This window comes from Bradyrhizobium sediminis (assembly GCF_018736105.1).
Taxonomy (GTDB): domain Bacteria; phylum Pseudomonadota; class Alphaproteobacteria; order Rhizobiales; family Xanthobacteraceae; genus Bradyrhizobium.
On record NZ_CP076135.1, the window covers coordinates 5,362,842 to 5,376,524 of the forward strand.

Consider the following 13,683-nt stretch of genomic DNA (forward strand, 5'->3'; position numbering starts at 1 on the left):
CAGGATGAGGACCGATTACTGCGCTCCATCCGGGCTACGGAGAGGCGCCGAGCACCACGCCTTCGTGATCGAGAAGCCAGCGCTTGCGCTCGATGCCGCCGCCATACTTGACCAGCGCACCATCGGCTCCGATCAGACGATGACAGGGCACGACGACGCTGAGCGGATTGGCGCCGTTGGCGTGACCGAGCGCGCGCACCGCCCTGGGCATGCCGAGTTTCGCCGCCAGTTCGCCGTAGCTCATGGTGGCACCGGGCGGAATTTTGGGCAATGCGTTCCAGACCTTGCGCTGGAACGGGGTGCCGGCGATGCGCCAGTGGATTTCATTCAGGCGAGCGAGGTCGCCCTTGAAATAGCCCGTCAGCGCGGCCCTGGTCTCGGCAGGCGCCCGCGCCGCTTTCAGCACCACCGTCCCGTATTGCCGCCGCAGCAGTGCCTTCATGCGCGGCTCGTAGTCTTCCCAGTCCAGCGCGCGCAGAGCCCCGTCGGCGTCGCTGACCAGCAACGCCGTTCCGATCGGCGTTCGCAACCGGTCGAGGCCGACCGTTTCGGGTGGCTTTGCGCGCATGGGCTCCTCTTGCGGGTCTCGGGCGCCATCATTCCGGGCTGATGCAGCGATGGACCGTCGCATTTTTCATGACGAGCGTGTTAGCGTCCACCCGAAACCCGCGGTGGGTTGTTCGGGGGGAGGCAATATGATCTTTATCGCCAATCTGCTGGTGGCGCTGGTCGCCGCGCTGCACATCTATTTTCTGATCCTGGAGATGTTTCTCTGGCAGAAGCCGCTGGGCCTGAAGACGTTCCGGAATTCACCCGAGAAGGCGGCCGATTCCGCCGTGCTCGCCGCCAACCAGGGACTGTACAACGGCTTCCTCGCCGCGGGGCTTGCCTGGGGACTGCTTCACGGCGCGCCGGCCTTCGCATTCCAGATCAAGGTGTTCTTTCTGCTTTGCGTGATCGTGGCCGGCGCCTACGGCGCGGCTACCGTCAGCCGCCGGATATTGTATGTGCAGGCGGCGCCCGCCGCGGTCGCTTTGGTCCTGCTCTGGCTGGCGTAAGTTCGAGCACCGTCACGGACGGCATTGTATTGCAATGCCACATGCGTTCATCCAGTATCCCGGCAGCGACGGCGTCCGCCACTACCGGACAAGGCCGTCGGCACAATAAACATGTGAGGAAAGCAGCGACATGAGGAACGGTATTTTTCATCTGGTGACCGGAACGGCGGTTGCGATCGCGCTGTCGGCTTCGCCCGCATCGGCGCAAAAGAAATACGACACCGGCGCAACCGATACCGAGATCAAGATCGGCCAGACCAATCCGTTCAGCGGCCCGGCTTCGGCGTATGCCACCATCGGCAAGACCCAGGCCGCCTATATCAAGATGATCAACGACCAGGGCGGCATAAACGGCCGTAAGATCAATCTGATCCAGTATGACGACGCCTACTCACCGCCCAAGGCGGTCGAGCAGGTGCGCAAGCTGGTCGAGAGCGACGAGGTGTTGCTGACGTTCCAGGTCCTCGGCACGCCGTCGAATGCCGCCGTGCAGAAATATCTCAACACCAAGAAGGTGCCGCAACTGTTCGCCGCCACCGGCGCGTCGAAGTTCACCGACCCGAAGAATTTCCCGTGGACGATGGGCTTCAACCCCAACTATTTCGTGGAAGGCCGCATCTACGGCCAGTACATCATCAAGAATTATCCGAATGCCAAGGTCGGCATCCTCTATCAGAACGACGACCTCGGCAAAGACTACCTGAACGGCATCAAGGCCGGCCTCGGCGACAAGGCGGCGAAGATGGTGGTCGCGGAAGCCTCCTACGAAGTCTCCGATCCGACGGTCGATTCGCAAATCCTCAAGATCAAGGACGCCGGCGCGGACCTGTTCTTCAGCGCCTCGACGCCCAAGCAGGCGGCGCAGACGATCAAGAAACTGGCCGAACTCAACTGGAAGCCGGTGCACATCCTCGACATCAACGCCACTTCGGTCGGCGCGGTGATGAAGCCGGCAGGGCTCGAGGCCTCCAAGGGAGTGATCAGCGTCAATTACGGCAAGGATCCGCTCGATCCGACCTGGAAAAACGATGCCGGCATGAAGAAGTATTTCGAGTTCATGGCGAAGTACTATCCCGATGGCGACAAGGACTCGAGCTTCAACGCCTATGGCTACTCGACCACGCAATTGCTGATCCACGTGCTCAAGCAGTGCGGCGACAATCTGACCCGCGAGAACGTCATGAAGCAGGCGACCAGCCTGAAGAACGTGCAGCTCGACCTGTCGCTGCCGGGCATCGTCGCCAACACCACGCCAACCGATTACCGGGTCAACAAGCAGTTGCAGATGATGAAGTTCAACGGCGAGCGTTGGGAACTGTTCGGCCCGATCCTCGAAGACGCCGGCCCCGCGGGCTAGTCTTTCTCATGTCGGAACCACGATCGGCGGCCTTTCGGGGCCGCCGATTTCGTTGGGATATTACTTCGGAATTTCGCCGAAGTTCTTTCCGACCGGCAGCACCGCGTGCCTGATCAGGCGCGAGTCCTCGACCGCCGCCTGCCGGTGTTTCACCGCCTCGCGGTAGACCGGATCGCGAATCATCTCTGCGAAGGCGGCGACGCTGGGGTATTCGGCGATGAAGCAGTGATCCCAGCGCTCGTCCGCCGGCCCGATCAGCATCAATTCGAACCGGCCCTGCCACACGATGCGGCCGCCCAGCCGTTCGAACACCGGCCCGCTTTCCCGGCCATAGGCCGCATAGGCTTCCGCGCCGGTGGCCTGGCGGCCGTCGGGATAGGCCGCCCGTTGCCGCAGCCGGACCAGATTCAGCATGTGAATCGGACCCGGGCGATCATTGGCCCTGAACTGCGCGAATACTTCCTTGGTCGGATCGATATGGCCCATGCAGCTTCCCTTTTTCGCCTGGCGCTGGCCCGCTTTTACCACGCCCCGCCGCACCTCCTAATCCCGCGTTAATCTTTGCGTAACCAGCCCTTAAATTCCGCCCGTTAGCGTGCGGCGGGACCGGTGCGAGCGGCGTTTGCGTATGGCGTGGGGACGAAAAAAGAGCGGCGGGCGCAAGGAGCCGCAATTCGGGCTCGCCGCGGCGCTGTCTGAATTGCGCCTCAGCCCGCAGGATCGTGTCGGCCCCGACGACGACGACAAGCCGAAGAAGCCATCTTCCAAACGCAAGGCCGCCGATGCCGGCGACGAGGCTCCGCGCGAGCGCAAGCCGCGGCCCGGCCGGGGCAGCGGCAAGCGCAAATCGAAGGCCCGTGCGCGCGGCGGCATCTCGCGCCTGTTCTACTGGGGGGCGGTGCTCGGCCTGTGGGCTTTCATCGCGGCGGTCGGCGTCGTCGTTTGGGTCGGCGCGCATCTGCCGGCGATCCAGTCGCTTGAAATTCCGAAGCGGCCGCCGACCATCCAGATCGTCGGCTTCGACGGCAGCGTGCTGGCGACGCGCGGCGAAATGGCCGGCACCAATGTCGCGCTGAAGGATCTGCCGCCCTATCTGCCGAAGGCCTTCATCGCCATCGAGGACCGCCGGTTCTATTCGCATTACGGCGTCGACCCGGTCGGAATCGCGCGGGCGGCGGTGGCCAACATCATGCATCGCGGCGTCTCGCAGGGCGGCTCGACCTTGACCCAGCAGCTCGCCAAGAACCTGTTCCTGACGCAGGAACGCACGCTGCAGCGCAAATTGCAGGAAGTCGAACTCGCGCTCTGGCTGGAGCGCAAGCATTCCAAATCGGAAATTCTCGAACTCTATCTCAACCGGGTCTATTTCGGCTCCGGCGCCTATGGCGTGGAGGCAGCGGCGCAGCGCTATTTCGGCAAGTCCGCGAAGAACGTGACGCTGGCGGAAGCCGCGATGCTGGCGGGGCTGGTCAAGTCGCCGTCGCGGCTGGCGCCGAACCGCAATCCGGAAGGCGCCGAGAAGCGCGCCCAGACCGTGCTGGCGGCGATGGCGGACGCCAAATTCATCACCGACGCGCAGGCGCAGGCCTCGATCGGGCAGCCCTCCTACAATGTGAAGGCGGCAGGGGCCGGCACCATCAATTATGTGGCGGACTGGATCGGCGAAGTGCTCGACGACCTGATCGGCCAGATCGACCAGAACATCGTGGTCGAGACCTCGATCGACCCGAAACTGCAAAGCGTCGCCGAAGCCGCCATCATCGACGAACTGGCGGCAAAGAGCGTGAAGTTCAACGTCAGCCAAGGCGCGCTGGTGGCGATGACGCCGGACGGCGCGGTGCGCGCCATGGTGGGGGGGCGCAATTACGCCGAGAGCCAGTATAACCGCGCGGTCACCGCCAAGCGCCAGCCGGGCTCGGCCTTCAAGCCGTTCGTCTATCTCACCGCGATCGAGGCCGGGCTGACGCCGGAGACGATCCGGCAGGACGCGCCGCTCGACGTCAAGGGCTGGAGACCTGAGAACTACACCCACGAATATTTCGGTTCGGTGACCCTGACGCAGGCACTGGCGATGTCGCTCAATACGGTCGCGGTACGGCTCGGCCTCGAGGTCGGGGCCAGGAACGTGGTACGCACCGCGCACCGGCTCGGCATCTCCTCGAAGCTCGACGCCAATGCCTCGATCGCGCTCGGCACCTCGGTCGTCTCGCTGACCGAACTGGTCGGCGCCTATGCGCCGTTCGCCAATGGCGGCCAAGGGGCGACGCCGCATGTCGTGACCAGGATCCGCACCGCCGAGGGCAAGGTCCTGTACGGGCGGCCCGCCGATCAGCTCGGCCAGGCGATCGAACCGCGCCATGTCGCGATGATGAACACGATGATGCAGGAGACCCTGCTGAGCGGCACCGCGCGCAAGGCGGAGATCCCGGGCTGGACCGCGGCCGGCAAGACCGGCACCAGCCAGGATTTCCGCGACGCCTGGTTCATCGGCTACACCGCCAAGCTCGTGACCGGCGTCTGGCTCGGCAATGACGACAATTCGCCGACCAAAAAGGCAACCGGCGGCGGCCTGCCGGTCGAGGTCTGGACCCGCTTCATGCGCGCGGCCCATCAGGGCATGCCGGTCGCCGGCTTGCCGAACTCGCGCCAGGGCGGCTTCCTCTCCAACCTGATGCAGACGGCCTCGCAGGTCAGCGCGCCATCGGCGCAGCCTCCAGCGGCCCAAGCCCCCGTCCCGCTCGCGCCGATTCCGCCGGGCGGAGCGTATCGGCCACCGCCGACGCGGACATCGGCGCCGCCCTCGCCGAATGCACGCCCCGAAGCAGCCGCGGGACTGGATGGCTGGCTGGTGGATCGGCTGTTCGGGCGATAGACGATCGCTGTTGGTTCAATCCTGGATCCCGTAGCGATGCAGGTCGTTGCCGTAGGTGTCGAGCCAGCTCTTGGCGCGCTCGACATGGGCGCATTCCCGGGCGACCACCCGCCAGAACCGCGCCGAGTGATTCATCTCGACGAGATGCGCCACCTCGTGGGCGGCGAGATAATCGAGCACGTAAGGCGGCGCCAGGATCAGCCGCCACGAGAACGACAACGAGCCGGCCGAGGTGCACGAACCCCAGCGGCTCGACTGATCGCGGATCGACAGCCGCTTCACCTTCACGCCATAGGCCTCGGCGTAGACCAGCGACGCCTTGTGCAGATCGTTGCGCACCTCGCGTTTCAGGTAATCGTGGACCCGCCGCTCGATATGCTCGGCCCCGCCCGCAACGCAGAGAATCCGCTCGCCGCTGTCGCGCGTTTCGGTCCACACCGTGCCGCGCACGCCGGCGCGGTGCACGATCTTGTGCGCGACGCCGCGCAGCGGCACCACGGTTCCCGGAAGAAAGGGGGCGGCCTTCGGCAATCGGCCGAGGCGCGCGGCGATCCAGCCGCCATGACGCTGGGCGAAGTCCTTGGCGTCGGCGATGGTGCCGCGCGGCGGCATGGTGAGGATCGCTTCACGGTCGCTCGGATGGATGCGCAAGGTGTAACGCCGCGCGCGGCGGTGCCGGCGCAGCCTGACCGAGTAGATCTGCGAGCCGTGCTTGACCAGAAGTCGAGAAGGTTCGGCGGGCCGCCGATAAAGGAGGGCGCGAGTGGCCATGTCTGCAAGTCCGGGGATCAGGAGTTCGCCCGGATTCTGCCATATCCGCCGCCAGTGAAATCGCTCGGCGCAAAAACAAATCATTTGCCCAATATACAGGGGCAACCCGCCCGGCCGCCCCTACAGGATGGGCCTGGAACAAATAATTTTGGCTGCAACCGGGTCCGGAGACGGCCTTGAAGGAGTGAAGAAAGCCTCATTCCTTCGGCAAGCCGGGATTCCGGGTTTCCTTGCGCCAATTCAGAGGGTTACCGATCGCGTCGAATCAACGCCGCGCTTCGCCGTTCGAAGCAGCAGCTCTGCTTCGAACCCATTCGTTCAACGCCTATTCGGCAGCGAAGGCCAATTTGGGCTTCACGTTCGCCGCCGAGGTCATGAAATCGGAAATGCGTGGCACGATTTCCGACTTGAAGCGGGAGCCATTGAACACGCCGTAGTGGCCGACGCCCTTCTGTACGTAATGCACCCGGCGGTGGTCGGGAATCGAACTGCACAGCGCATGCGTCGCTTCGGTTTGCCCGAGACCGGAAATGTCGTCGTTCTCGCCTTCGACCGTCATCAGCGCCACGCGCGTGACCTTCGACGGGTCGACCAGCTTGCCGCGATGGGTCATTTCACCCTTGGGCAGCGCATGCTTGACGAACACGGTGTCGACGGTCTGCAGATAATACTCCGCGGTCAGATCCATGACGGCGAGATATTCGTCATAGAAATCGCGGTGCTTGTCGGCCATGTCGCCATCACCCTTCACCAGATCCTTGAACAGGTTCTTGTGGGCGTCCATGTGACGGTCGAAGTTCATGCTGATGAAGCCGTTGAGCTGCAGGAAGCCCGGATAGACGTCGCGCATCACGCCCGGATGCGGAAACGGCACCTTGGTGATGACGTGGGCGCGGAACCAGCCGATGCCGCGCTCCTGGGCGAGATTGTTGACGGCGGTCGGATTGCGGCGGGTATCGATCGGGCCGCCCATCAGCGTCATCGACAGGGGAACGAACGGATCGCGCTCGGCTTCCATGACGGAGATCGCCGCCACCACCGGCACCGAGGGCTGGCACACCGCGATCACGTGCATGTTGCCGCCGAGCACGTGCAGCATCTCGATGACGTAATCGACGTAGTCGTCGAGATCGAAGCGTCCTTCCGTCAGCGGCACCATCCGCGCATCGGCCCAGTCGGTGATGTAGACCTCGTGGGTCGGCAGGAATGCCTCGACGGTGCCGCGCAGCAGCGTCGCGTAGTGGCCGGACATCGGCGCCACGATCAGCACCCGCGGCTGGGGGCTGCGCAACGGGCGGGTCAGCTTGCGATCGAAGTGCAGCAGCCGGCAGAACGGCTTTTCCCAGATCGAGCGGATTTCGATCGGCGTCCGGATGCCGTTGACCTCGGTGTCGTCGAGGCCCCATTCGGGCTTGCCGTAGCGGCGCGTGGTGCGCTCGAACACTTCGCAGCCGGCGGCAATGGATTTGCCGAACTCGGTGTGCGACCACGGATTGAGCGGATTCTGAAACAGAATTTTCGTGGCGTCGGTCACGGCGCGCGCCGGATTGAGCGACGCGTGCGCCATTTCGTACATCCAGTACATCGGCGTCGTCAGCGCCGGACTGCCTTCGGCCACCAGTGGCGGTGCTCCGCCAAACTCACCAATCGGCATGTATTCCTCAAATCCCCTTTTGCATCGCAGCATACTGCATAATGCGTAATTAAGCGTCAATGCACAGATCGGTAAATCTACCGGCCGGGAGGGCCGTAAATCCACGGATTCCGTGGGATAACCTTGCCTTTATTCGCCACTCTGGATCAGCGAGCCGTAGCGCCGGGCGCTCTTCAAAAGGGCAAGAAAGATCGCGAATGACGCAATCAGGAGCACCGCGTTGATCGCCAGCGCCGACAGCATCAGGTCGGTCCGGAGCACCTTGTCGATCAAAAGCGCCCGCATCCCCTCGAATACATAGGTCGGCGGCAGCGACCAGGCGACATATTGCAGCCAGTGCGGCAGCACCGTCACGGGATAGTAGACGCAGGCGAGCGGCATCACCCCGAACATCAGTGTCCAGACGATGCTCTCGGCGCCCAGGCCGTTGCGCAGCACCAGCCCCGAGACGAAGATCCCGAGCGACCAGCTGGTGAAGATCAGATTGCAGAAGAAGGCGATCAGCGGCAACCCGAAGCCGTACAGATTGAAGTCGAAGAAGAACATCGCCAGCAGCGTCATCGGAATGACGCCGATCGCGAGCCGGATCAGGCTCATGACCATCAGCGCGATCAGGAACTCGATCGGCTTCAGCGGGCTCATCATCAGGTTGCCGAGATTGCGCGCCCACATCTCCTCGAGAAAGGAGATCGAAAAGCCGAGCTGGCCGCGGAACAGGATGTCCCACAGGATCACCGCGCCGATCAGGGTGCCGCCGGCCTGGGCGAAAAAACCGGCATTCTGCGAGATGTAGTTCTGCAGGAAGCCCCAGGTGATGATCTGCAGCGCCGGCCAATAGATCAGTTCCAGCAGCCGCGGCCACGACGACAGCAGCAGGTACCAGTAGCGCAGGATCATCGCATTGATGCGATGCGGCGCGATGCCGCCGGGCAGCACGAGCTGGCTCACGGCGTGCTCTCCTGGACGCGCCCGCGTGCGACGTCGAGGAACACCTGTTCCAGCGTCGTCCGGTTGTAGCGCGCCATGATCTTGTCGGGACTGTCGTCGTCCTCGATGCGTCCGCGTTTCATGATGATGACGCGGTCGCACAATCGCTCCACCTCCAGCATGTTGTGCGACGCCAGCAGGATGGTCGCGCCATGGGCCTTGCGGTAGTTCTCGAGATGCCGCCGGATCCAGTCGGCGGTATCGGGATCGAGCGAGGCCGTCGGCTCGTCCAGCAGCAACAGCTCCGGCTGGTTGATCAGCGCCTTGGCCAGCGCCACGCGCGTCTTCTGCCCGGCGGAGAGTTTGCCGTTGGCGCGGTCGAGGAAGTCGGAAAGGTCGAGGTCGGCGGCCAGCTTTGCGATGCGTCCGGACAAATTCTCGACGGCATAGAGGCGGCCGAAGATCGTGAGATTCTGCCGCACCGTGAGCCGCATCGGCATGTCGACATAGGGGCTCTCGAAGTTCATCCGGCCGAGCACCTCGGCGCTCTGGTCGGGCATCGAAGCGCCCAGCACTTGGATGCGCCCCGAGGTCGGCAGCACCAGCCCCATGATCATGGCAATCGTCGTGGTCTTTCCGGCGCCGTTGCCTCCGAGCAGTCCGGTGATGCTGCCGGGCCGGATCCGGAACGATACGTCGTCGACGGCGCGGGTGGTCTTGTAGAGCTTGACCAGGTGCGCAACGTCGATCGCAGCCGATCCTGCCGGATCGGCAGCGGGCAAGCCGGGCAATGCTGCGTCTTCAACGATCATGCGGGGCGTTCCTTGGGCCATTGCCGCGGCAAGCGCAAGACGGTGCCGAGCCCCTGGATTGCTGGCCCGACCTTCCCGAACAGCCTGCTGCAACGCCGGCCTGAGGGTCCCTCGAACCAAAATATCGAAAACAACCCCATGCACAGTAAGGAAGACCGTGGCCCGGATGCCAATTTGTGGTCGGGGACCCGCGCGGCTAAACTGCCGGGATGACCGACGTTGCAGCCTCCGATTTCCGCCATCCGCGCCGCCATGTCCGTCTGGATACCATCCTCCGGCTGCGCTGGCTTGCCGCGCTCGGCCAGCTCGCCGCCATTTTCGTCGTGGCGCAGGGGCTCGAATTCGACGTCCCGGTGATTCCCTGCCTCACGGTCGTCGGGCTGTCCGCACTGCTCAATCTGGTGCTGCAGATCGCCTTCAACCCGATGCAGCGGCTGGAACCGGTCTATGCGGCGGGATTGCTGGCGCTCAACATCGTGGAACTGGCGGCATTGCTGTTTCTGACCGGTGGCCTGCAGAACCCGTTTTCGTTTCTGTTCCTGGCGCCGGTCCTGATCTCGGCCACCGCGCTGCCGATCCGGTTGACCATCGCGCTCGGCGTGCTGGCGGTGGCCTGCGCCTCGGCGCTGGTGTTCTTCCATCTGCCGCTGCCGTGGGAGGGCGAGGAACCGCTGGTGCTGCCGCCGATCTACCTGTTCGGGGTCTGGCTCTCGATCCTGCTCGCGATCGGCGTCACCAGCCTGTATGCGATTCAGGTCACCGAGGACACCCGCAAGCTTTCCGACGCGCTGGCCGCCACCGAACTGGTGCTGACCCGGGAGCAGCATCTCACCCAGCTCGACGGCCTCGCCGCCGCCGCCGCGCACGAACTCGGCACGCCGCTGTCGACGATCTTCCTGATCTCGCGCGAGCTGGAGAAGACCGTCACCGGCAACGGCCAGCTCGCCTCCGATCTCAAGACCCTGCGCGAACAGGCGCAGCGCTGCCGTGACATCCTGGCCAAGATCACCCAACTGTCCGCGACCGGCGCGCCGTTCGACCGCATGCCGCTGTCGACGCTGATCGAGGAGGTGGTGGCGCCGCACCGCGATTTCGACGTCGCGATCAAGGTGCGAATTGCGGTGGCGGGCACCCGCGAGCCGGTGGGCAGCCGCAATCCGGCGATCCTCTACGGCGTCGGCAACATCCTGGAAAACGCCGTCGATTTCGCCCGCAAGACCGTGGAAGTGAACGCATGGTGGAATAACGAGACCGTCGAGATCGTGATTTCGGACGACGGCCCGGGGATCGCACCCGACATGCTGAAGCGGATCGGCGAGCCCTATCTGTCGCGGCGGCGCGGCGCGGACGAGAGCGAACACCACGGCCTCGGTCTCGGGGTTTTCATCGCCCGCACGCTGCTGGAGCGCACCGGCGCCAAGGTCTCCTTCACCAACCGGACCTTTCCCGATCACGGCGCCGTGGTCCAGATCGCGTGGCCGCGCAGCCGCTTCGAGGACGTGGAAACCGACGCCGAACCAGCGGCTTAGAGCCGCACTCGGCCGGTCAGATGGCTGTAGAATCGACCATCGGCGGCCTTGGCAGCGCCACGCTGCCGCGCCATATGTAATGGGGTCTGACATAAGGATGACAGAACCTTGAACGCCGGCACCGAACTGACCGATCAAGCCGACCGCTCGCTCCTGATCGTGGAGGACGACAAGCCGTTTCTGGAACGGCTGTCGCGCGCCATGGAAACCCGCGGCTTCACCGTGACATCCTGCGACAGCGTGTCCGACGGGCTGGCGCAAATCGGCAAGTCGGCCCCCGCCTTCGCGGTGGTGGATCTGCGGCTCGGCGACGGCAACGGGCTCGACGTGGTGTCGGCGCTGAAGCGCAAGCGCCCGGATGCCCGCGCCATCGTGCTGACCGGCTACGGCAATATCGCCACCGCCGTGACGGCGGTGAAGATGGGCGCGGTGGATTATCTCTCGAAGCCCGCCGACGCCGACGATGTGGTCGCGGCGCTATTGGCGAGCGGCACCGAGAAATCCGAGCTGCCGCACAATCCGATGTCGGCCGATCGCGTGCGCTGGGAGCATATCCAGCGCATCTACGAGATGTGCAACCGCAACGTCTCGGAAACCGCGCGCCGGCTGAACATGCATCGCCGGACGTTGCAGCGGATTCTGGCGAAGCGGGCGCCAAGGTAACGCTTCTGCCGAGAATACTGGATCACCCGCCGTCGCGGGTGATGACGGCTTGAGTTGCAAAATGTGAGTTAGCCGATGCACGGAAGTAGGATGGCGGGTTCGCTATTCCGCCCTACGGCCCTCACCATGTCCGAGGATGCCCGCTGACTGGACATCGAATGGCATGCCAAAATCGACGCGAATGACCCTTAAGCCGACAAGTTCGACTTCGTCCATAACTTAGGTGCATGACCCACTATCGCTTCGGCGGTCCGGTCGTCGCGAAGTTCTGATCAGCCAGACATCGACAAGACGAAAAGCCCGGCCAGCGCGCCGGGCTTTTTTGCGCGACTTCCGCTCATGGCACGAAACGGACCTGTCGGGGCCGCTTCCCGATGTCTACTATCCGGGTATCAACGGACCTGGCTCGGACGGGCACTGAGGTCGGCTGGTCTCCTGAATAACCGATCATTAACCATACGAGCCCATGATTTGAGCCGAATTCCGGTGGGCAAGCGCGCGCCAGCCATTGCTGGTTTGTCACCGCGGCGGCGCTTTTGTTTTGCTGACCGGCGATGGGAGGAATCTCGCGACTGGGCTGTGACGTAGGGAACGCAGGTGACCGAAGCACCGGACATGGAAACGCAAGGGAACAAACAGTCCGAGGCGCCGCCGCCGGTGGCCCCAAGCCGGGTGCCGGCGATAGCGGTGTCTCTGGCCGCCCTGGCCGTCATTGGTGCCGCCACCGCCAATTCCTTGCCGAGTTTCGGTGGCTTCTCTCTGCCGGATTTCAATCCGTTCTCTTTGCCGAACGCCGATCGGTTCTCCTTGCCGGACTTCAGCCGCTTCTCCCCACCGAATTTCAATCGCGTCGCTGCAGCTCCGCCGCCCAACCCGGCTCCAGTCCTCGTACCGGATCCAGTTGTCAGGGCGGGACTGAGGGACATTCAGTCTTCGCAGCAGCAAGACGCCGATGTGCTAGTGTCGCTCACGCAGAGCTCCGCAACCCAGCAGGCGGACTTGAAAAGAATAGCCCGTCAACTCTCCTTGCTGACGGTGCAGGTGAGTTCCCTGCAGAATCAGTTGACGCCGCCGCTGACGACTTCCAGCATCCCACCGCCGACGACTTCCAGCACCACGCGTCCAAGTCCTCGCGCGCGGGTCGTCCGGGCGTCGCGAAAAGTACTCCCTCCAGTTCTTCCTCCGGTTCTTCCTCCAACTCCCAAGCCTGCCGGCCCCGTTTCGGTAGGGGGCGCTCCGCTGAGTCCCGCGCCGGCACCTGGCTCGGACGCGAGCTAGCTCTCTGGGCTGCCACCCGGGCTGGGCCATTCCTCACGGAACGATGTCAGGATAATACTTCGCGCTAATACATGGGTGGACAAAGCTTCCGTCGGAGCCCGAACAGCGACGCGTCCGCCGAAGCTCGCAGAGCGAAGACGGAAGGTGGAAGCGTGCCCACCGTCTTAACTGCAGTGGTGGGCACGGCGCGAAGAACGCGCCTTCGCCCACCCTACGAAGTTGCTAAAACTCGCCATGCCCCTGCGGATCGACCAGCCGGTTGATCCGCTGCGCCGCGGCGAGTGCGAACCGCACCGTCATCTGCTTGCGGGTCGGCGCCGGCAGCCGGTGTTCCGGCGCCTCGCAATAGAGATGGGCGCCATAGGCGTCGGCGATGATCAGGCCGGTATCGCCGGGGAAAATCTCGCACGGCAAATCCTTCGTGAAGGCGAAGAAAAGCCGGTCGCAATGGGCCCGGTAGTCCTGCCATTTCTGGTCGGCGCGCAGATCCTCCACCGACGATTTGATCTCGACGATCCAGACTTCGCCACGCTCGTTCAGCGCCACCAGATCGGCGCGCCGTCCCGACGGCAGCGGCAATTCGCTGATGCAGGCAAATCCCAGCGACCGCAACAGCCGCGCGGTGCCGCGCGCGATCGCCAGCGCCGTCTCCGACTGGCGGCGATCCGGCGGGGGCACGAGGCTGACCTGGCGGGCTGGCGATTCCATCGCCGGGGAGCCTAACCGATTTCAGGCCGTCCGGCAGCCGGTTCGCTCCAAGTC

12 protein-coding genes are annotated in these 13,683 nt (G+C 64.2%); 5 read left to right on the forward strand and 7 right to left on the reverse strand.

Annotated features, from left to right (window positions below):
• Nucleotides 1–34 precede the first annotated feature (34 nt).
• A complete protein-coding gene (locus tag KMZ68_RS25510; RefSeq protein ID WP_215613845.1) occupies nt 35–568 on the reverse strand; it encodes a methylated-DNA--[protein]-cysteine S-methyltransferase in 534 nt (177 codons plus the stop codon).
• 127 nt (nt 569–695) lie between these two features.
• On the opposite strand from KMZ68_RS25510, the gene KMZ68_RS25515 reads away from it, so the two are divergent.
• Nucleotides 696–1,058, forward strand: a complete 363-nt coding sequence (locus KMZ68_RS25515) for a DUF1304 domain-containing protein (protein ID WP_215613846.1) — start codon at nt 696–698, stop codon at nt 1,056–1,058.
• Between the two features lie 130 nt (nt 1,059–1,188).
• The gene (locus tag KMZ68_RS25520; RefSeq protein WP_215613847.1) at nt 1,189–2,415 is read left to right on the forward strand and encodes an ABC transporter substrate-binding protein; all 1,227 of its coding nucleotides are present in this window, start codon (nt 1,189–1,191) and stop codon (nt 2,413–2,415) included.
• Between the two features lie 60 nt (nt 2,416–2,475).
• Here KMZ68_RS25520 and KMZ68_RS25525 read toward each other — a convergent pair whose 3' ends face one another.
• Nucleotides 2,476–2,901 (reverse strand): DUF1330 domain-containing protein, encoded by a 426-nt coding sequence (locus KMZ68_RS25525; protein WP_215613848.1) that lies wholly within the window; start codon nt 2,899–2,901, stop codon nt 2,476–2,478.
• Between the two features lie 142 nt (nt 2,902–3,043).
• Between KMZ68_RS25525 and KMZ68_RS25530 the strand changes: the two genes are divergently transcribed.
• Nucleotides 3,044–5,287: a PBP1A family penicillin-binding protein gene (locus tag KMZ68_RS25530; protein ID WP_215613849.1), complete on the forward strand. Its 2,244-nt coding sequence runs from the start codon at nt 3,044–3,046 to the stop codon at nt 5,285–5,287.
• Nucleotides 5,288–5,302: 15 nt separating this feature from the next.
• Here KMZ68_RS25530 and KMZ68_RS25535 read toward each other — a convergent pair whose 3' ends face one another.
• From KMZ68_RS25535 to KMZ68_RS25550, 4 genes are all read right to left on the reverse strand, one after another.
• Complete coding sequence (locus KMZ68_RS25535) at nt 5,303–6,142, reverse strand: M48 family metallopeptidase (RefSeq protein WP_215616476.1); 840 nt, start codon at nt 6,140–6,142, stop codon at nt 5,303–5,305.
• 241 nt (nt 6,143–6,383) lie between these two features.
• Nucleotides 6,384–7,712: a polyhydroxyalkanoate depolymerase gene (locus KMZ68_RS25540; protein ID WP_215604067.1), complete on the reverse strand. Its 1,329-nt coding sequence runs from the start codon at nt 7,710–7,712 to the stop codon at nt 6,384–6,386.
• 129 nt (nt 7,713–7,841) lie between these two features.
• Nucleotides 7,842–8,609, reverse strand: a complete 768-nt coding sequence (locus KMZ68_RS25545) for an ABC transporter permease (RefSeq protein ID WP_215616477.1) — start codon at nt 8,607–8,609, stop codon at nt 7,842–7,844.
• A 47-nt stretch (nt 8,610–8,656) separates the two neighbouring features.
• On the reverse strand, nt 8,657–9,451 hold the full coding sequence (locus KMZ68_RS25550; RefSeq protein ID WP_215613850.1) for an ABC transporter ATP-binding protein: 795 nt from the start codon (nt 9,449–9,451) through the stop codon (nt 8,657–8,659).
• Nucleotides 9,452–9,660: 209 nt separating this feature from the next.
• Here KMZ68_RS25550 and KMZ68_RS25555 point away from each other — a divergent pair, with 209 nt between their 5' ends.
• Nucleotides 9,661–10,980, forward strand: a complete 1,320-nt coding sequence (locus KMZ68_RS25555; protein ID WP_215613851.1) for an ActS/PrrB/RegB family redox-sensitive histidine kinase — start codon at nt 9,661–9,663, stop codon at nt 10,978–10,980.
• A 108-nt stretch (nt 10,981–11,088) separates the two neighbouring features.
• Nucleotides 11,089–11,643: an ActR/PrrA/RegA family redox response regulator transcription factor gene (locus KMZ68_RS25560; protein WP_215604070.1), complete on the forward strand. Its 555-nt coding sequence runs from the start codon at nt 11,089–11,091 to the stop codon at nt 11,641–11,643.
• Between the two features lie 1,500 nt (nt 11,644–13,143).
• Here the strand turns inward: KMZ68_RS25560 and KMZ68_RS25565 are convergent.
• A complete protein-coding gene (locus KMZ68_RS25565; protein ID WP_215613852.1) occupies nt 13,144–13,629 on the reverse strand; it encodes an MmcB family DNA repair protein in 486 nt (161 codons plus the stop codon).
• Nucleotides 13,630–13,683 lie beyond the last annotated feature (54 nt).

What these genes read in the sequence shown, in the direction of transcription:
- KMZ68_RS25510 (WP_215613845.1), bottom strand. Translation starts at nt 568, where the DNA reads ATGCGCGCAAAGCCACCCGAAACGGTCGGCCTCGACCGGTTGCGAACG.
- KMZ68_RS25515 (WP_215613846.1), top strand. Translation starts at nt 696, where the DNA reads ATGATCTTTATCGCCAATCTGCTGGTGGCGCTGGTCGCCGCGCTGCAC.
- KMZ68_RS25520 (WP_215613847.1), top strand. Translation starts at nt 1,189, where the DNA reads ATGAGGAACGGTATTTTTCATCTGGTGACCGGAACGGCGGTTGCGATC.
- KMZ68_RS25525 (WP_215613848.1), bottom strand. Translation starts at nt 2,901, where the DNA reads ATGGGCCATATCGATCCGACCAAGGAAGTATTCGCGCAGTTCAGGGCC.
- KMZ68_RS25530 (WP_215613849.1), top strand. Translation starts at nt 3,044, where the DNA reads ATGGCGTGGGGACGAAAAAAGAGCGGCGGGCGCAAGGAGCCGCAATTC.
- KMZ68_RS25535 (WP_215616476.1), bottom strand. Translation starts at nt 6,142, where the DNA reads ATGATTTGTTTTTGCGCCGAGCGATTTCACTGGCGGCGGATATGGCAG.
- KMZ68_RS25540 (WP_215604067.1), bottom strand. Translation starts at nt 7,712, where the DNA reads ATGCCGATTGGTGAGTTTGGCGGAGCACCGCCACTGGTGGCCGAAGGC.
- KMZ68_RS25545 (WP_215616477.1), bottom strand. Translation starts at nt 8,609, where the DNA reads ATGATCCTGCGCTACTGGTACCTGCTGCTGTCGTCGTGGCCGCGGCTG.
- KMZ68_RS25550 (WP_215613850.1), bottom strand. Translation starts at nt 9,451, where the DNA reads ATGATCGTTGAAGACGCAGCATTGCCCGGCTTGCCCGCTGCCGATCCG.
- KMZ68_RS25555 (WP_215613851.1), top strand. Translation starts at nt 9,661, where the DNA reads ATGACCGACGTTGCAGCCTCCGATTTCCGCCATCCGCGCCGCCATGTC.
- KMZ68_RS25565 (WP_215613852.1), bottom strand. Translation starts at nt 13,629, where the DNA reads ATGGAATCGCCAGCCCGCCAGGTCAGCCTCGTGCCCCCGCCGGATCGC.